Genomic DNA, 14,970 nt, shown 5'->3' on the forward strand with positions numbered 1-14,970 from the left:
TGCCGCAATGGCTGATCAAGCTGCCGAGATAACAGCGGCCCCGCACCTACGAGTGCGGGGCCGGCTGGGTTCTACTCGGTGTCCTTCGGGTGCCTCGGCGAGGCGTACACGAGGATGACCGTCTTGTTGGCGTCGTCGATCAGGTAGCGGACCCGGCCGCCGCTGGTGACCTCGTACTCCCACTGGTCAAGCAGGATATTCTTCCACTCGCGCTGCTTCAGCTTGCCGGCGAGTGGGTGATGCCGTTCCCAGTTGGCCCCGGAGCGGGGGTTGCCCTGGAGGGCGTCAAGGCATTTGCGGGTGTTCCCCAGGGCTGTTCGGATGAGCTCTTCCCAACCGGTGGCCGCGTTGGTGTCGCCGAAGATGACGTTCCACCCGTCGGCCGGCGGCACGCTGGCCCGGTCCCCCTTCTTCGGGCTCACCCCGCGACCTCGACCGGTCCAAGGTCAATGCCACTGAGAGGCTGCTCGGCGTCCTTGCTCTGCTCGGGGTCGGCGTAGATCCGTGCTGTGGCATGCCAGGAGAACACGGTGCGCTGGACGGCACTGGCGCTGTCGAGCTCCGCCGCGTCGGAGAGGGCGCCGAAGAGCTCCACGGTGAACTCGCGGACCTCCTCTTCGTCGAGATGGCGGACCCAGGGGAAGACGTCCGGGAGGGCCATGAGCAGCGATCTGATGCCTTCATCCTGCTTCATGAGGGCCAGGAAAAGACGGGAGGCGGTGGTGAGGGTCTCGTCTCGCTGTTCGGCGACGGCCGCAGTGGTGAGCACGAAGTCAGGAGCGTCACGGTGGGTGACGCGAACAGAACCCAGAGCGGCCGTCTTATCGGCCACGGCCTTCGGATTTCTTGACAGGTCGGTGAAGGTCACAGATTCGAGGGAGCGATCTGGATGCATGATGCTCATGTAGATGAGGGTACTCAGATTACAGTCTGAGTGACAACTTCGAATGCGCTATTCGGGCCGACGCCACAGCCTCCCCACGGCCGGCCAGGACGGCACCTGACCGCAGACGCACGTCCGCCCCGTCACCAGCGCGGTGGCGGGGCGGTGGCGCGTCCGGCCTACTTGGGCAGGTCCCAGTAGGCCGGGATGGGCTCCGACTCTGGCGCGTAGACGGCCTGGACGGGCCGCTGGCCCTTGGGGATGGGGAACAGGATGCCGCCGCGGGCGCAGCGGCCGGCGAGGACTGTGCCATCCATGGGGAACTCGGGCTTGGGGAAGTCGCCCCCGGAGTTGCCCGTCACGTCGGCCTGGGAGCCGTCGGCGAACTGGACGTGCCAGGAGAACTGGCTGACGCCAATGGCCGGCCCGGCAGTGAGGCAGACCTTGATGTCGAGGCGCCCCCACTGGGATCCGTTGGGGACGCCGAAGCTGCTGTCGGGCGGGTCCGACTGGAGTACGGGCTGCTTGTAGCCGAGGACCGTGGTGGTGCCTGCGGCGCCGCTCTCGTTGGACCAGTGGATCGCCTGGCCGATCCGGCGGACGCTCGGCGTCGGCGCGGGCTCGGTGGTGGCTGCCGCTGCGGTGACGGTGGCGGCGGGACTGGTGGCGGTGCGGTCGGGGCGGCCGCCGTCGTCGTTGGATCCGCAGGCGGCGAGGAGGCCTACGGCGGCGGCCAGGGCGGCAGCGGTGCGCAGGGTTGCGGGGCGGGTGTTCACAGCTTGCCCCCGGCCTCGTCGTATTCCTTGGCCTGTGACGGCGTGAGGAGGTAGGAGATGCGGAGGACGGTGTTGCCGTGGACGAAGTCGTACTCCGACAGGGCGGGCAGGCCCTTGGTGACCTTCTGGATGTAGTCGGCGCGGGCCTGGGCGTCGGCGTGGTTGCCGAAGACCTCGATGCCGCCGCCGCGGGTCACGTCGTCTTTGTCGAGGCCGTCGAGGTCGGCTGCCTTGAGTCTGCTGTCAGCGAATTTGATCGCGGACGTGTACTGGTGGGGGCGGCCCATGAGGTGGTTGCCGTCGTTTTCTTCGGTGACGACGGCGGTGATGCTGGTCGTGGGCACTGCGGCGTGGATGGTGCGGTACGCGGCGCTGGCGTCGCCGTGCTGAGCCTTGCTGGCCCCTGTGGTGCCGCTGCTCTTGCTGTCGCCGTCGTCGCTTCCCCCGCAGGCGGTGAGTGTGAGCAGGAGTCCGGCGGCGAGCATGGTGAGGCTGGTTGTGCGGGTGTTCATGTTCCCCCCTGGTGCGGTTGTGGGGGGAGCTTGGCAGTGCGCGACGGCATCCGTACCCGCTGTGACGGTTTCGTTACGGTTTGTTCGAGGTTGTTCCGCCGCCCCTTCCATGGGGGCGGAGGGGGCGGCGGGCCGGGGCCGTCCGGTAACCAGCCGGGCGCCATCAGCTCGCCCCGTCCGCGGTGGCCGTTCAGGGGAAACCGAGGGCCGCGCGTCAGGGGCGGGATCAGGCTGCCACCGGGGCATAGGCGGACGCGGGCGGTGTGGAGTATTGCGCTCCGGTCGACCGCAGGTGACCGGATGCGACCAAAACTGACCACGGGCAGCAAGCAGCCCCCGGCCCGTTGAGGCCGGGGGCTTTGGTGTGCGCGGGGTCAGGCGTCGAGTCGCTCCGCCAGGGCGCGGTCGAGCCTCTCGCCATCGAGGGCGACGCTTCCGTCCGGCGCGATGATCGCCATCCCGGCGAGCCTGCCCGCTTCCTCACCCCACGCGAGGAAGCCGATCGCCTCTTCGAGGGTGGGGAACTCTTCCTCGCCGGGATGGTGGTAGGTCAGGTAGCGCGCGATCCATACCTCGTTCATGCGTTGCTTCGCATGGTGGGTCGGACGACGTTGCGCAGGGCGGACCCGATGGCGGCAACGTTCTCGGTGAGGCGGCGGGCGGCCTCTTCGGATGTGATGCCCGACGCCAGCAGGCCCGCCGCGGGCGTTCACGGTGCGCGGCGCCTGCGCGTGGCGGTCGAGTTGGTGGCGGGCTCGGTCGGCGTCCGGGTACGGGCGGTAGGCCATGTCAGCTCTCCTCGGCGGGATTGGGCTTCCGTGCTGCCGACAGTTCCTTGCGGAGTGTCTCGGCGTCCTCGCGGAGGGTCCGGATTTCTTCGCGGAGCGCGGGGACGAGGGCGGGCGGCACTAGTTGCCCGGCTGGCTTGCCTCGTCGGGTGATCTCGTACTCCGCGTCGTGGTGCTGGGTGCCGTCCAGGAGGTCGGCGATCTTCTTTCGGGCCTCTTCGACGGGGACCTTCTCCGGCTCGGTCATGTCAGGAGTGTAAGGGAGTGGTGGTCCGTAAGGAACTGTCAGTTGATCCCGTAGGGACCTTGCGGACCTTACAGTTCTATCTGTAAGGTTCGTAGGGACAGCAAGGAACAACTGGGGGATTCAATGGCCCGTACCGTCCGCACGATCCGCCGCAGTATCCGTGCCGCGCTGCGCGCTGGCCGCCACCTGGTGACGGCGGTGCGGGGCCGCCACTACGGGCTGCTCGTCCGCCTGTACGCCGCGATCGACACCGCGGCCACCGTCCGGATCACGTACCGGGACCGCGACGGGGTCGGCAGTGTGCGGGCCGTCCAGCCCCGAAGCCTGTGGCTCAGCAGCGACGGGGCTGTCCTCGTCACCTGCCACGACCTGCTGCGGGACGACCGTCGCGACTTCCGCACCGACCGCATACTCACCGCCGCCTGACCAGGAGGGACCGACTGTGGCACGCGAGAAGCCCAAGCCGCTCAGGCACTACAGGCGGGACGACATCGAGTCGTATCCGCATGGCGGGAAGCTGTGCGCGTGCGGGAAGCGTTGGCCGTGTGTCGATGCACCGCAGTGCACGTGCGAGGCCGAAGCCCACATCGGCGTCGGGTTCTGGCACCAGCCGGACTGCCCGACTCGGCAGGGAAACGGACGCGCCCAGTGACCGCCCCCGTTCCCCCGCTGGCCGAGGACACGCCCGCCCAGGTGGGGGCTGAGGACCGGCGTTACTGGACCGAGCGCTGGGACGACGAGCCCGACACCGAACCCGACGCCGCATGACCCCGTGATGTGCCGCACATCACCTCTCACCTGCGGCTTTCCTGGTCAACAGGCTACCGATCAAGGCCAGTTGAGAGGACACTAGAAGCACCACAAACCAGGAGGAAAGCTATGCCGCCTGAAGTCGTCGGCCTCCCGCCTCCCACACACGCCTCGGTCGTGAGACAAGCCGCTGAGCACTGCCGCACCGGTCTCACGGACGACGAAGACCGCACCCTCGCGGAAGCCCTCGCCAAGTGGTTGGACATCTGCGCTGACTACATGGAGCGGTGGCCGGGCGATGTGCAGTTGAACAGCCCCTTCAAGCAGGGCGGCTACGACGTGGCCTGCGCCGTTCTCGGGGTGACGCCGTGACCGCCACCCTGCCGCCCGTCGTCCTCCCCCCGCCGGGTCCGGCTCTGGTGCTGCACCAGGCGGCGGCCAGGCTGCGAGAGGCGGCGGAGGCCGCCCAGGCGAGGCAGGCGGAGGATGACCGGCCGCCGGAGCGCTGGTACGCCGACCTGGACAACGCGCTCGGCGGGCCCATCGGCATCCTGTGCGGCCTCCTGTCGCCCGAACTGGCCCTGGAGTTGTGCGACTGGCTGGACGCGGTCGCCGTAGAGGCTGTGCGGCACGCTGCGGGCGGCTGGGGCAACCTCCAGGAAGAGATCACCGACGGCTACCCCACCACCATCGCCCGACGAATCCTGGAGGCGGCGTGACGACCGATGCCCACTATCCCGGTGGCCTGCTCGACGGGGCGCACCCCGCTCTGGCCGCTGACTGCCCCGATCCGGTGTGCGTGAAGCGGCGAGCGCGGCCCGACATCACGGTCCGGCCGACCCGGTTCGAGGTGTCGCTGCTACCAGAGGACGACATCAACTACCCGGTGTTCGTGGTCGCCGTAGAGGCGCGGGGCCGTGGTCGATGGGCTGTCATCCGGCACCGTAAATGCCTCGGTGCCAACGGCGAGTGGTCCTACGAGTCGATCCCTTCCGAACGCGAAGACGAGTGGCTGGACGCCCACCGCTTCGATCTGGAGACCGCCAAACGGCTGGCCATCGAGGCGGCACCCGGCATCAGCGTCAACGGGATGACCGCCGCACAGGCGGTCGCACGGAAGGAGACGCCGTGACCATCAAGCCCGCCCTACCCGAGGGCATGTTCGACCCGTTCCCGCGCATCCCCGTCGACACCAGCGACGGCAGTCCGTTCGCCCAGATCCTTCGGGTCGGGCTCCCTGCGGCAGATAACTGGACGTTCGGCCCTGACGGGCCCTATGAGTCGCCCGGCCAGACTGGTGCTCAGGTCACGCGAGCGCAGGTGACGGAAGTGCTGCTGCACCTGCTGGAGCTGGGCTTCATCGACATCGACGTGGAACGGATGAAGGCCGCCCCTGGTTGGCCACTGCAACGGGAGCCGACCGGAGGCGAGCCCGATGGCCGATGACCTTCACGCCCCCGTGGCGTCCAGCCGGTTCTTCCGCTGGCCGGTCGTTGACTGGCCGTGGTGGCGGCCCCTATGCCTCGTCGGCTGGCGCGACGGCGACGAGAACTGCAACCGCACCATCGGCATCCGCTGGGGACACGGCGCCCAGTTCGTCTGCCTGAACGTGCCGCTGCGGCAGGAACCGCACGACGGCTGCCGGATGCCGTCATGAGCGCCGTCCCGGTCTGCGGCGACCGCCACGCCGTCCTCGGCCAGCACATCACCTGCACCGAACCGCCCCTGCACCGCGGCCCACACAGCGGACCGGGCGCTGACGGCATCGTGGGCGCCGCCTGGTGCACGCTGCCCTGCCAGGGGCGCCTGTGCCGCGGTCCCTGCCACCCCGACGACCCCACGGCCCACTAGCCGGCCTTCTTCCGCGCTGCCTTCTTGGCCGTCGCCTTCCTGGCGGCGGTCTTTTTCGCGCTGGCCTTCCGCTCCCCCATGTGATGGACGTCGGCGTCCTCCCCGCGGTCCGCGCGCGCCTGGTCCGCAGCGGCCTTGAGTGCGGCCATGAGGTCGACGGGGCCCGCGGGGTCGGAGCGGCGCTTCGGCTCACGCTTCGGCAGGTCGGCGTGCTCGACCTTCGCCGTGACCAGGTCCGCGACAGCCTTCGCGTACTCGTCGTGAAACGCCGCCATGTCGGTGTCACCGAGCGCCGTCACATAGTCGAGAGCAGCCTGAAGCTCATCCTCCGACAAGTCCACCTCACCGCGGGGCGCGGCGCCGCCGGCGGCCCGGATTTCGTCGGGCCAGCGGAGGCGTTGCAGGACGAGGACGTCGCCTGCGGCGTAGACGACGCCCAGGTTCTCGCCACCGCGGATCGCGTATTTTCCGACAGCGGCTTTGCCGGATCGGGCGAGGGCTTCCCGCATGAGGACGTAGGGCTTCTTCCCGGCGGCGTTGCTGGGGGTGAGGAAGTAGGGGCGGTCGAACATTTCGCCGGGCACGCTCGCCAGGTCGAGGAACCCGGAGACCTCGATGGTCTTCGCCGTCGGCAGCGGCAGCTCGTCGAGTTCGGCGTCCGTGATGGGGACGAGGGTGCCGTCGGCGGCTTCATAGGCGCGCCCGATGTCGCCCTGCTCCAGGGTCTCGCCGTCGATCTCGCAGGTCTTCCGGTACTTCACCGGGCCCATGTCTGCGGTGTGGACCTGCCGGAACGCGATCTTGTGGGATGAGGAGGCGCTGACGAGCTGCACAGGTATCGCGACCAGCGCAAACGTCAACGTCCCGGACCAGATCGGCGACGGCATACGCGCTCCCTCTGCTCGCCCCCACGACCAGGCTAAGGCGGGAACCGGAAAGGTGCAGGTCGAGGTGGTGCAGGTGAGGACCACCTCTCACCCTTCGGGCAGCGTGTCCTGTTCGACCTGGAACCGTCCGGGGCCGCGCACGGTCCGCTCGCCGAGCTTGCGGCGGCAGTCGTCGCCCATACCCCGGCGGCGCGACACGGCGTCCTTCAACGGGTGACCGCAGAGCCCGCAGCGGACGACACGCAGCCCCGCCGCCACGACCTCGGGGAGGCCGGGCAGCGAGGCCGGGGCGGGAGTCATGTGGACAGTGTGCCGCTACCGGCGGCGGCGCGCCCAGTAGAGCCTGAGCAGTGCGGTGCTGGCCGCGCATGCGGCGGCAAGTGCGTTCAGGGCGGCGGTCAGATGATCGAGCATCCGGGTCTCCAGTCGTATGCGGCATGACAAAAGGCCCCGCCGGTGAACTGCGGGGCCTTGGCTTACGACGTAGTTCTGGGGTTTGAGCGGGGAAATGTTTGGGTCGGATTTGCGATTTCCCGACTTGTTACGGGGAGCCAGCGGCTGGGTCGGTCAGTCCGCGCGCACGGACGACCTCTCCCCGACTCTGACCCGCCGCCCGCCGCGGCAGTGCTTGACACAGGCGGACCAGCGGTCTTGGTAGTAGCGGGTGATGAGGCCGCCTGGGGTGAGAGTGCAGCGCTGGCCGCAGACGGGGCAGCGGGCGGTCGTCACGGCTGGCCCCGGCGGCGGACCTGCTGACGCCCAGCCTGGCGCCGGGCCCGTTCCTCGTCTTCGGCCAGCGCCTCCGTGTGCAGGTTGTCGAGAATTCGGCCGATGACGGGCGGGCGGTCCGTGGCGAACAGGCACAGCGGGTCACCGCACTCGCAGGCGGCCGTCACGACTCCCCCAGTGCGCTGCGGCTTGTGCTTCGAGTTCGGCGAGGCGGGTCAGGTCGCCTGCCGCCCGGTTGGTGGGCCCGTACTTGCGGACCAGCCATGCGGCGGCCAGGCGCAGGGGCTCCTCGCGGGATTTCCGGGCGGCGTCGGCGTCAGGTGCGGAGATGGTTGGGGCGTCTCTGGCGAGGGCGCGGAGTTCGGCTACGGCCCAGTCGACGCCTTCGCTGAAGTCTTCGTCCCGGTCGGGGTTGGTGGCGTCGAGCCGGTTCGCCGCCCAGGTCAGATCAGCAGCAAGTACGGGGATGATGTCGCTCACGGCTGTTCCTTGGGGTCGGCGCTGACGGGGATGTCGGTGAGGCTGTGGATCTCGGGCCCGGCGTCGGGGCCCTGGTAGTTGCCACCGCAGGAGCAGTGCTGGCCCTCGTAGATGTAGCAGTGGACGAAGTGGCGGCCGGTGAACTGCTTCCCGGCGGCGATCTGGTGCGCAAGGAAGTTCACGGCTGCTCCTTCGGGTCGATGTGATTGGCGGCGTCGCGGATGCCCTTGACGTAGGTGGCGGCACACAGGCTGGTGAGCTGCCCGTCTTCCTGCTCTGCGAAGTCCCGTCCGGTCTCGGCGTCGTGGTGGCGGGCGAGGGTGCGGCGGTCGGGGCGCAGGGGTCGGTCGTGGCCGCACGCCGGGCATCTGGCCGTGGGCGGGGCGGTCACGGTTGGCGGTCCGCTCGTTTCTGGTCCTGCCAGGTGATTCGCAGGTTGCGGAGTTCGTCGCAGAGCCCGTTGTAGTAGGAGTGGGCTCGGATGTAAGCCTTCTTCGCATCCGCGATGTCGGCTTCAAGGCGCCGTCGCAGCGCCTCGTACTCCTCCTCCGTCACGGCATGTCCTTCCTGGTGAGGGTTTCGAACCATCGCCAGAGCCCGTCTTCCCAGTACTCGATGCGCGCCTCACTGGCGGAGCTGTCGGTGCCGAGGCTGGCGCGGACGAAGGTGTACGCCTTGTTCTCGCTGGTGTGGTCGGACTGGGCGGCCACATCGGGGCCGGTGAGGATGACCCGCCACGGCTTCGACGGGCGGCGCGCGGTCACGACTGCTCCTCGACGGGGTCGGTGCCGCAGTTGTCATCGGCGCAGACGCCGTCGCTGGCCAGCGGTCAGCCACACAGCCCGCACTCGGCCTCCTCGGGTTCGGCGCCGCAGCGGCGGCATTCGTGCTCGTCGTAGTGGTGTTCGGGGAAGACGTTGCCGTCGGCGTCAACGCAGTCGTCGTCGCCCACGTCAGCAGGGAAGACGTAGTGATGCTTGATCCCGCCGACGGGCGGCATGTAGTCGGTCACCGCTGCTCCTCGACGCTGATGATGTCGAAGCCGAAGGGCACGTCGGGGCAGGCGTCGTAGACCTCTTCCTTGATCCGCTCCTCGCTGATGTCCTCCTCCGCCTCGATCCGCATGGTCAAGATGAACGTCTTCATGTGCTGCTCCTCAGAGCTTGTTGGGCTGGATGTCGAAGGCGATGACGGTGAAATCGACGATGGTGGTGGTGGCGACGACGCGACCGGAGATGTCGTTGAACATGTCGAACCGGGTGGCACCGGTGGGCGGGTCGAGGTAGCCCGTGTGGTGTTCCTGCCGCACGCCGAGTGCATTCCGGCCGACGATCGACATGAACCAGAAGTGGGACCCCTGCTCGGGCTTGCTCACGTCGGTCACCGCCCCGCGCCGTCGATGAGCCGTCGGATGCCGGAGGCGTTGTTGACGGTCTGGACGGTGTCGTAGGCGTCGGCCGCAGCCCGGCGGGTGGCCGGGTCGGCCGCTTTGGTGGCGATGTCGACCAGGTACGTCTCCTCGGCCTTGACGGACGCGGCGAGGGAGTCAGCGAGGCGGGTGCGGGCGTCGGCGGTCATGACGGTCTCCTCATAGATCTTGGGTAGCGCTCCTTGATTGCGCTGCTTCAATTAAGCTATCGCCCTCCGCTGTCCACCGCAACCCAGTTGCGGTACCTTGGTGCCATGACAGCGACCGAGCCCCAGCCGCCGACCCTCGACGACATCGCCGCCGCAGGGGCCCGGCGCAAACGCGACGCCGACCGCCTCAAGAAGTCCAGCGAAGAGCTGAAGGAACTGGTCCTCGCCGCCCTGCGCGACGGTGCACACCGACCCACCGAGGTCACCAAACGGTCCGGGTGGACGGCCGCCTACGTGCGGAAACTCGCCCGCCAGGAGGGCATCGAACCGGACGAGCGGTACCGCAGCCGAGCCGAGCAGATGAAGGCGCGCGCCGCCGACGCCGCACCGCCCGCCCCCTGACGTCACCGCCCGGCCGCCTGGTCGTGGCAAGGACATGCGCACGCCGCGCCACAGAATTTGCACTGTGCTGGCTTCTTCGCCCCGGCCTGCCCCGTCTTGCCCTGGCAGTAGGCGTGCTCACCGTGCAGGCAGCCAGTGGACAGGTAGGCGTGGGGGACGCCCGGCTGCTCGCTTCGGGGTGTGGGTGTCGGGCCGGTCACGGCGCGTCCCCCTCAGGCCGGTCGGCGGGCGGGGCGAGGAGCGTGCGGAGGTCGTTAAGGTCTGCGCGGACCGTCTTGGCCCATGGGTCGCGGTCCATCTCGTCGAGGACGTCCTGGAACCCGGCGGCATGGGAGGTGAGACGGCGGGCCACTTCCCGGACGCGGGCGAGCGCGGCCTCGGCGGTCTCCGCGCGGGCGCGCTGCGCCTCCCAGTCAGTGACGGTCGGTGCGGCGTCGCCCCGCCCGCACTGGGGGCAGTAGCCGCGGGCGACTTGGCGAAGCGCGGCCAGCTCGTCCAGGTGCGGCTGCACGACGGCGAGGACGGCGTCGGCTTCGCCTCGATGATGGCGGCTGGGTATGCCGTTGCCGGACAGACCGTGGTCGTAGTCGTACCGGTGGATGGCCCGAGTAATGCGGTCGCGGAGCGTGGCACCAGTCAGTGCGGGGTCGCCGTGGTGGCTGGCCCAGAACGCTTCGGCCTGCTCGCGGCTGACCCCCAGAGCGGCGACCATCTCGTCCGTCAACGCGGCGGGCACCCCTTCGGCCGGGGCCGGGTCGCTACCGGTCATCCGGGCGTCGCGGGCTGCGGAGTCGAGGAGGTCGGCCAGGAGCAGACCGTGCGCGGGGTCCATCGCGGCGATGTACTGCCCGTGCTGCACGGCAAGGGACGGGGCGCGGCCTCGTGTACCGCCGCTGCCGTGGATGAGCGCCTTGCCGAGGTGCGGGTCGGCTGCCACGTCGAGGCCGTCCGTGGCGCGGAGCATGCCGCTGCCCTGGCCTCTGCCGGAGTCGAAGCGCTGCTCGGTGAAGGTCCAGTGGGCGGTCGGCTCGCCGCTGCGGCCGGTGGATGCGGCGGTCGCGAGCGTGCGGAGGTGGGTGGCGGCGGCCGTGAGGCGCGCGGCCGGGTCGGGAACCGGGTGGCTCATCGGCTGGTCTCCTGGTTGGCGGGCGTGCCGTCGACGTGCTGGACGAGCCGGTAGCCGGTCTTGCGGATGGGCGACGCGTGCAGGTGTCGGGTGGGGATGGTGCGTGGGCGCAGCTCCCGCCCGTCGGGGGCGATCGTGATGACGGCGACGTTCGGAACGCCCCAGCGACCGGTGGGGGTTGGTGTGCCCTTGATGCGGATGCGGGTGATGACTCCGTGGCCTGGGTCGTAGGACTCGTACTCCTGGCCGGGCTCGATGGTGGTGGGGTGGGTCATGGTCGTGGGTCTCCGTGGTGTCGTGGCGGGGCTGTGCGGGCGCGTGGCGGGCGATCACGGCCGTACACGGGTCTCGGGTCGTTCGTGTGCTCGTTCGGGCTGGAGACAGGCGTACGGACGATCACTTGATGTGGATGGCGGCGAGCGGGACGCCGGCGTGGATCTGGTCGAGGAGTGCCCTTAGGCGCTCCATGGCGTGGGGGCCGGGGTCGTTGAGGGCGGTGCGGGTGGCGGCGGGGAGTGCGAACCAGCAGTTGCGGCAGAGGTATTGGCGCGGGGCGCGGGTGCCGCCGCAGGCGGCGGGGCAGGGGCTGGTGGGCATGTCGGGTCTCCGGTTCGGTCGGGTGGGGTTCGGGTCAGGTGAGGTCGAGGGTGAGTTGTTCGTACGTCGCGGGTTCGTCGTCGGTGTACGTCCGGCCGCGCATGAGTTCAGCGACCATCGAGGGCGGGTTCCGGCAGTGTTCGAGGAAGGCGCGGTGCCCGGTTCGGGTGGTGAAGTCCCAAGGCGGCCCGGTGGCGGTGGGCGGGGCGCCGGTCATGGCGGTCTCCGTTTCGGCGGGGTGTGCGTTCGGGCGGGACGGGCTGCGTGCCCGCGTGCGGCCCTAACTCGGGTGCGGGGCTAGCGAGGGGCGTCCGTCACCCCAGAGGCCGGGAGAGGCGGCACCACGGCCCGCGACGGGGTCACGGTGTCCGGAGCACCCACGTCCCGCCGCAGCACGGTGAGTTCGGCGCGCGCCCTCTGCAACGCCGCCTGCAACCCGCCAGCCGACCGCCGCGCCTGCTCCAGGGCGGCAACCCCGGCCCGCAGCAACCGCCAGCAGCGGAAAGGGGGCCCACCCGGCGTGGCGCTGGTGGGCAGTCACGCGGCATCAGTGACCCGTGCAGCCAGCGCTTCGGCGAGGTCCAGGCCGAGGCCGGCGGCGGCGATGTGGGCGGCGAGCAGCGGCGGTACGGCGTTGCCGATCTGGAGCGCGATCTGCCCGCCGTTGCCCTGGAACGGGTAACCGTCCCGGAATGTCTGGAGCCGGGCCGCGTCCTGCGCGGTGAGGTTGAGGTGGCCGCCGGCCTGCTTGCCGCCGACGTGCCCGCGGGTGCCGGTGACGGTCGGGGCGGGCTTGGCCCAGGCCCAGTGGCCGGGGTTGTCCACGGCGGCCCGCATGGCGGCCCGGGAGGTGGATGACCAGGGTTCGGCGCCACCGGTCTCGGTGCCGCCGCCGGTCACAGTGGGAGCCGGGCGTCGGGTGTAGCCCCAGCCGAGTGCATCGGCCATGGTCAGCCACGGGAGACACCCGGGGCCGAACAGTCCGTCGCCCTGCGGATTCTGGGTGTGTGTGGGCGCGGGCGCGGTGACGTCGCGGACACGTGAGGCGATGAGGATGGCGCGGCGCCGGGCTTGGCCGATGCCGTAGTCCGCGGAGTTGAGGACACCGGCCCAGGCGCTGTAGCCCAAGCTGCGCAGGATGACCGCGTACTGCCCCCACAGGGGGAGGACGGCGGGCACCTGCTCCATCAGGATCGTCTCGGGGCGCAGGTCGTGGTGCCACCGCATCGGCTCGGCGGCGAGGATCGACCGCGGGTCCTTGCAGGCCGCCTTGAGCGCTGCCCGGGTGTCGCGGCCGTGTGCGAGGTCGTCGACCGCCTGGGTCACGAGCGGTTGGTCTTGCAGGCCGAGTCCGAGTCCGCCGCGGCTGTACGGCTGGCACGGCGGGCTGTCGACCTTCACGGTGACCCGCCCGGCGAACGGCGCGGTCGGGTACTGGCTCACGTCGCAGCGGACCGTCATCCGGTGCCCGGCCGCTACCCGCGTCGCGCACGCCCACCGGTCCCACTCCAGGCCGACCTCAGACAGGCCCAGCATCCGGAGCCCTTCGGCCCAGCCACCGGGGCCCGCGAACCCGTCGAGGATCATCAGGCCGCGCTCCCTTCGGGGCGCGCGGCGGCGGACTGGTGGTCGCAGAGTTCGTGGTCGCCCTCGGCGTGGGCGAGCAGCCGCTCGTGCGTGGTGCACGGCTCGCCGCCGTCCGGGTCGCAGGCCACGACGTCGCAGCGGGCTGCTGCGTATTCAGCCTGTCCGGCGGCACGCAGGCAGGTCTCCATGAGTGCGAAAGCGCCCGCGGCCCGTTCGTTGAGCGCGCGCCGGGTGTAGTCGGCCCCGGCGGTGTCGCAGTGGTCGGCGAAGACGTGCAGGACGGCTACGGTCTGCTGCTGGAAGTCCCAGGGTTCAAGCGAGTCGTAGGTGAAGTTCTCGGCTCCGGCGAGGGCTCGGCGGACCCGTTCGTGCAGGTCGGAAACGGACGTAACAGGCATGCGGCTTGTGCCTTTCAGGCGGCGGGCGGGAGGGCGTGGAGGTGGCGGCGGGGTTTGGTGCGGGCGCGGACGTTGAGCGGGGCGCTACCGAGTGCGGCGAGGAGGGCGGCGCGGTGTGCGGCGGCGTCCGGGTCGGGGGGCGGGTCTCCGGGTGGTGCCGTGGCGCGGGCGGGCGGGGGTACCACGGGGCTGGGGGCTGGCGCCGTGTCCCCGAACCGGCCGGTCGGCAACTCCTCGGCGAGAAGGCGTTCCAGCGGGGTCACGACGCCTCCCCGAAGAGGTCTTGCTGAGCAGCCAACTCGCGGTTGGACCAGAGCACTTCTGTGCGCTCCTTCGCCGTGGTGGCGTTGCCGGTCATCGTGGCCGTCGAGTACCGGCGCCAGTCGGCGTACAGCTCGAGGTACAGCGGGCTGTCGTAGCCGGACAGCACGATCGTCGACGCGCAGGCCTCGAGTACGGCCGCAAGTTCGCGATGCTCTTCCTCGGTGCACATTTCGTGCCGGTAGTTGTTGCCCCACCCGCGGGTGCTGCCGAGGTACGGCGGGTCGACGTACAGCAGCACCTTGGGCTGCTTGCCGTACTTGGCGATCAGGTCGAGCGCGGGCAGGTTCTCCAGCGACACCGCGTGAAGTCGTTCGGCCGCAGCGGCGAGCCGGTCGACGTAGGCCTCGAGGTAGCCGGGCATGCCGACAGCGGACCCGGCGGGGTCGATGTAGTGCCGCCACCCGGTGTTCCGCAGCGTTCCGGACCGGCCTTGGGCGAGGCGGCACCAGATGCGGCGGGCCAGTTCCAGTTCGTCGTCGGTCGGTTCCCACGTCGCGGTGAGCTCGGCGCGGGCGTGCGGGGTGAGTGCGCACGCCCGGATGAGTTCGGCTGGCCGGTCACGCAGGACGCGCCAGAACGTCATGAGTTCGGAGTCGAGGTCGCTGACCGTCTCCATCGCCGCGGGTCGCTTCGCGAAAAGCACCGACAGACCGCCGCAGTACGGCTCGACGTAGTGCTCGTGGGCAGGCAGGAGGCTGGCAATCCACGGGGCGATGCGCTGCTTAGAGCCGAAGTACGGCACGGGCGACTTCATGCCGCCACCTCGGCTTCGGCTTCGCGCTGGGGGTGGACGGCGCCTGAGGCGAGCGGGGTTCCGTCGACGGACCAGCATTCGACGCCGGGTTCGACTCGGCAGGTGGGGCAGCAGGCGACGATGCGGACCCAGGCGGTGATGCGGCCGGGGTGGGGTTCGGTGAGGCGGCGGCGCTTGCTGATGGTGGTGCAGGGGTTGTGCGGGTGGGCCAGGCAGTGGGGGCAGGGGACGGCGCGGGCGGGGTGGTGGGGGGCGCGCACCAGATGCCGGATCCCCTCCGGCGCCGGAGCACCCCAACGGG

At 70.3% G+C, this 14,970-nt stretch carries 35 protein-coding genes; 8 read left to right on the forward strand and 27 right to left on the reverse strand.

Going from position 1 to position 14,970, the window contains the following annotated elements:
* Positions 1–71: 71 nt before the first annotated feature.
* From ACZ37P_RS07335 to ACZ37P_RS07360, 6 genes are all read right to left on the reverse strand, one after another.
* Positions 72–422, reverse strand: coding sequence for a hypothetical protein (locus tag ACZ37P_RS07335; RefSeq protein WP_467345368.1), 351 nt, complete (start codon positions 420–422; stop codon positions 72–74).
* Positions 419–904 (reverse strand): prevent-host-death family protein, encoded by a 486-nt coding sequence (locus tag ACZ37P_RS07340; RefSeq protein WP_467345370.1) that lies wholly within the window; start codon positions 902–904, stop codon positions 419–421. Before ACZ37P_RS07340 ends, ACZ37P_RS07335 begins: the two co-directional genes overlap by 4 nt.
* Positions 905–1,062: 158 nt before the next feature.
* The gene (locus ACZ37P_RS07345; RefSeq protein WP_467345372.1) at positions 1,063–1,659 is read right to left on the reverse strand and encodes a hypothetical protein; all 597 of its coding nucleotides are present in this window, start codon (positions 1,657–1,659) and stop codon (positions 1,063–1,065) included.
* A complete protein-coding gene (locus ACZ37P_RS07350) occupies positions 1,656–2,171 on the reverse strand; it encodes a hypothetical protein (RefSeq protein WP_467345374.1) in 516 nt (171 codons plus the stop codon). The genes ACZ37P_RS07345 and ACZ37P_RS07350 overlap by 4 nt, the downstream gene beginning before the upstream one ends.
* A gap of 374 nt (positions 2,172–2,545) precedes the next feature.
* Positions 2,546–2,752, reverse strand: coding sequence for a hypothetical protein (locus ACZ37P_RS07355; RefSeq protein ID WP_355345120.1), 207 nt, complete (start codon positions 2,750–2,752; stop codon positions 2,546–2,548).
* 208 nt (positions 2,753–2,960) lie between these two features.
* Positions 2,961–3,206 carry a type II toxin-antitoxin system prevent-host-death family antitoxin gene (locus ACZ37P_RS07360; RefSeq protein WP_467345376.1) on the reverse strand — a complete coding sequence of 82 codons (246 nt, stop codon included), beginning with the start codon at positions 3,204–3,206 and terminating at the stop codon, positions 2,961–2,963.
* 123 nt (positions 3,207–3,329) lie between these two features.
* Between ACZ37P_RS07360 and ACZ37P_RS07365 the strand changes: the two genes are divergently transcribed.
* From ACZ37P_RS07365 to ACZ37P_RS07395, 7 genes are all read left to right on the forward strand, one after another.
* Positions 3,330–3,632: a WYL domain-containing protein gene (locus ACZ37P_RS07365; RefSeq protein WP_467345378.1), complete on the forward strand. Its 303-nt coding sequence runs from the start codon at positions 3,330–3,332 to the stop codon at positions 3,630–3,632.
* A 501-nt stretch (positions 3,633–4,133) separates the two neighbouring features.
* On the forward strand, positions 4,134–4,328 hold the full coding sequence (locus ACZ37P_RS07370) for a hypothetical protein (protein ID WP_467345379.1): 195 nt from the start codon (positions 4,134–4,136) through the stop codon (positions 4,326–4,328).
* Positions 4,325–4,675: a hypothetical protein gene (locus ACZ37P_RS07375; RefSeq protein ID WP_467345381.1), complete on the forward strand. Its 351-nt coding sequence runs from the start codon at positions 4,325–4,327 to the stop codon at positions 4,673–4,675. The genes ACZ37P_RS07370 and ACZ37P_RS07375 overlap by 4 nt, the downstream gene beginning before the upstream one ends.
* A complete protein-coding gene (locus ACZ37P_RS07380) occupies positions 4,672–5,088 on the forward strand; it encodes a hypothetical protein (RefSeq protein WP_467345383.1) in 417 nt (138 codons plus the stop codon). Before ACZ37P_RS07375 ends, ACZ37P_RS07380 begins: the two co-directional genes overlap by 4 nt.
* On the forward strand, positions 5,085–5,402 hold the full coding sequence (locus tag ACZ37P_RS07385) for a hypothetical protein (RefSeq protein ID WP_467345385.1): 318 nt from the start codon (positions 5,085–5,087) through the stop codon (positions 5,400–5,402). Before ACZ37P_RS07380 ends, ACZ37P_RS07385 begins: the two co-directional genes overlap by 4 nt.
* A complete protein-coding gene (locus ACZ37P_RS07390; RefSeq protein ID WP_467345387.1) occupies positions 5,392–5,613 on the forward strand; it encodes a hypothetical protein in 222 nt (73 codons plus the stop codon). The genes ACZ37P_RS07385 and ACZ37P_RS07390 overlap by 11 nt, the downstream gene beginning before the upstream one ends.
* On the forward strand, positions 5,610–5,807 hold the full coding sequence (locus ACZ37P_RS07395; RefSeq protein ID WP_355345155.1) for a hypothetical protein: 198 nt from the start codon (positions 5,610–5,612) through the stop codon (positions 5,805–5,807). The genes ACZ37P_RS07390 and ACZ37P_RS07395 overlap by 4 nt, the downstream gene beginning before the upstream one ends.
* Here the strand turns inward: ACZ37P_RS07395 and ku are convergent.
* The 12 genes from ku to ACZ37P_RS07455 all read right to left on the reverse strand — a co-directional run bounded on the left by ku (position 5,804) and on the right by ACZ37P_RS07455 (position 9,481).
* Positions 5,804–6,694, reverse strand: a complete 891-nt coding sequence (ku, locus tag ACZ37P_RS07400; protein WP_467345390.1) for a non-homologous end joining protein Ku — start codon at positions 6,692–6,694, stop codon at positions 5,804–5,806. The genes ACZ37P_RS07395 and ku overlap by 4 nt on opposite strands.
* An 87-nt stretch (positions 6,695–6,781) precedes the next feature.
* On the reverse strand, positions 6,782–6,994 hold the full coding sequence (locus ACZ37P_RS07405) for a DUF6011 domain-containing protein (RefSeq protein WP_467345392.1): 213 nt from the start codon (positions 6,992–6,994) through the stop codon (positions 6,782–6,784).
* 425 nt (positions 6,995–7,419) lie between these two features.
* On the reverse strand, positions 7,420–7,590 hold the full coding sequence (locus tag ACZ37P_RS07410) for a hypothetical protein (protein ID WP_467345394.1): 171 nt from the start codon (positions 7,588–7,590) through the stop codon (positions 7,420–7,422).
* A complete protein-coding gene (locus ACZ37P_RS07415; RefSeq protein ID WP_467345396.1) occupies positions 7,565–7,903 on the reverse strand; it encodes a hypothetical protein in 339 nt (112 codons plus the stop codon). Before ACZ37P_RS07415 ends, ACZ37P_RS07410 begins: the two co-directional genes overlap by 26 nt.
* Positions 7,900–8,085 carry a hypothetical protein gene (locus ACZ37P_RS07420; protein WP_467345398.1) on the reverse strand — a complete coding sequence of 62 codons (186 nt, stop codon included), beginning with the start codon at positions 8,083–8,085 and terminating at the stop codon, positions 7,900–7,902. The genes ACZ37P_RS07415 and ACZ37P_RS07420 overlap by 4 nt, the downstream gene beginning before the upstream one ends.
* Complete coding sequence (locus ACZ37P_RS07425; RefSeq protein WP_467345400.1) at positions 8,082–8,294, reverse strand: hypothetical protein; 213 nt, start codon at positions 8,292–8,294, stop codon at positions 8,082–8,084. Before ACZ37P_RS07425 ends, ACZ37P_RS07420 begins: the two co-directional genes overlap by 4 nt.
* Positions 8,291–8,458, reverse strand: a complete 168-nt coding sequence (locus tag ACZ37P_RS07430) for a hypothetical protein (protein WP_467345402.1) — start codon at positions 8,456–8,458, stop codon at positions 8,291–8,293. The genes ACZ37P_RS07425 and ACZ37P_RS07430 overlap by 4 nt, the downstream gene beginning before the upstream one ends.
* Positions 8,455–8,667: a hypothetical protein gene (locus tag ACZ37P_RS07435; RefSeq protein ID WP_467345404.1), complete on the reverse strand. Its 213-nt coding sequence runs from the start codon at positions 8,665–8,667 to the stop codon at positions 8,455–8,457. The genes ACZ37P_RS07430 and ACZ37P_RS07435 overlap by 4 nt, the downstream gene beginning before the upstream one ends.
* A gap of 65 nt (positions 8,668–8,732) precedes the next feature.
* Entirely contained in the window at positions 8,733–8,915 is a 183-nt protein-coding gene (locus ACZ37P_RS07440; RefSeq protein ID WP_467345406.1) for a hypothetical protein, read from the reverse strand.
* Positions 8,912–9,049: a hypothetical protein gene (locus ACZ37P_RS07445; protein WP_467345408.1), complete on the reverse strand. Its 138-nt coding sequence runs from the start codon at positions 9,047–9,049 to the stop codon at positions 8,912–8,914. Before ACZ37P_RS07445 ends, ACZ37P_RS07440 begins: the two co-directional genes overlap by 4 nt.
* A gap of 10 nt (positions 9,050–9,059) precedes the next feature.
* Positions 9,060–9,278, reverse strand: a complete 219-nt coding sequence (locus ACZ37P_RS07450) for a hypothetical protein (RefSeq protein ID WP_467345410.1) — start codon at positions 9,276–9,278, stop codon at positions 9,060–9,062.
* A gap of 5 nt (positions 9,279–9,283) precedes the next feature.
* Positions 9,284–9,481 (reverse strand): hypothetical protein, encoded by a 198-nt coding sequence (locus tag ACZ37P_RS07455; RefSeq protein WP_467345412.1) that lies wholly within the window; start codon positions 9,479–9,481, stop codon positions 9,284–9,286.
* Between the two features lie 105 nt (positions 9,482–9,586).
* Between ACZ37P_RS07455 and ACZ37P_RS07460 the strand changes: the two genes are divergently transcribed.
* Positions 9,587–9,883 (forward strand): hypothetical protein, encoded by a 297-nt coding sequence (locus tag ACZ37P_RS07460; protein ID WP_467345414.1) that lies wholly within the window; start codon positions 9,587–9,589, stop codon positions 9,881–9,883.
* 196 nt (positions 9,884–10,079) lie between these two features.
* Here the strand turns inward: ACZ37P_RS07460 and ACZ37P_RS07465 are convergent, their stop codons facing one another.
* From ACZ37P_RS07465 to ACZ37P_RS07505, 9 genes are all read right to left on the reverse strand, one after another.
* Positions 10,080–11,009: a hypothetical protein gene (locus tag ACZ37P_RS07465; RefSeq protein WP_467345416.1), complete on the reverse strand. Its 930-nt coding sequence runs from the start codon at positions 11,007–11,009 to the stop codon at positions 10,080–10,082.
* Positions 11,006–11,284 carry a hypothetical protein gene (locus tag ACZ37P_RS07470; RefSeq protein WP_467345417.1) on the reverse strand — a complete coding sequence of 93 codons (279 nt, stop codon included), beginning with the start codon at positions 11,282–11,284 and terminating at the stop codon, positions 11,006–11,008. Before ACZ37P_RS07470 ends, ACZ37P_RS07465 begins: the two co-directional genes overlap by 4 nt.
* A 121-nt stretch (positions 11,285–11,405) precedes the next feature.
* A complete protein-coding gene (locus ACZ37P_RS07475; protein WP_467345419.1) occupies positions 11,406–11,606 on the reverse strand; it encodes a hypothetical protein in 201 nt (66 codons plus the stop codon).
* A gap of 34 nt (positions 11,607–11,640) precedes the next feature.
* A complete protein-coding gene (locus ACZ37P_RS07480) occupies positions 11,641–11,823 on the reverse strand; it encodes a hypothetical protein (RefSeq protein WP_467345420.1) in 183 nt (60 codons plus the stop codon).
* Positions 11,824–12,143: 320 nt separating this feature from the next.
* A complete protein-coding gene (locus tag ACZ37P_RS07485) occupies positions 12,144–13,193 on the reverse strand; it encodes a DNA cytosine methyltransferase (protein WP_467345421.1) in 1,050 nt (349 codons plus the stop codon).
* Positions 13,193–13,591 carry a hypothetical protein gene (locus ACZ37P_RS07490; protein WP_467345423.1) on the reverse strand — a complete coding sequence of 133 codons (399 nt, stop codon included), beginning with the start codon at positions 13,589–13,591 and terminating at the stop codon, positions 13,193–13,195. The genes ACZ37P_RS07485 and ACZ37P_RS07490 overlap by 1 nt, the downstream gene beginning before the upstream one ends.
* 14 nt (positions 13,592–13,605) lie before the next feature.
* Positions 13,606–13,854: a hypothetical protein gene (locus tag ACZ37P_RS07495; RefSeq protein WP_467345425.1), complete on the reverse strand. Its 249-nt coding sequence runs from the start codon at positions 13,852–13,854 to the stop codon at positions 13,606–13,608.
* Positions 13,851–14,669, reverse strand: coding sequence for a DNA adenine methylase (locus tag ACZ37P_RS07500; RefSeq protein ID WP_467345426.1), 819 nt, complete (start codon positions 14,667–14,669; stop codon positions 13,851–13,853). The genes ACZ37P_RS07495 and ACZ37P_RS07500 overlap by 4 nt, the downstream gene beginning before the upstream one ends.
* On the reverse strand, positions 14,666–14,929 hold the full coding sequence (locus tag ACZ37P_RS07505) for a zinc finger domain-containing protein (RefSeq protein WP_467345428.1): 264 nt from the start codon (positions 14,927–14,929) through the stop codon (positions 14,666–14,668). The genes ACZ37P_RS07500 and ACZ37P_RS07505 overlap by 4 nt, the downstream gene beginning before the upstream one ends.
* Positions 14,930–14,970 lie beyond the last annotated feature (41 nt).

Source organism: Streptomyces sp. NPDC024632, from assembly GCF_055559175.1.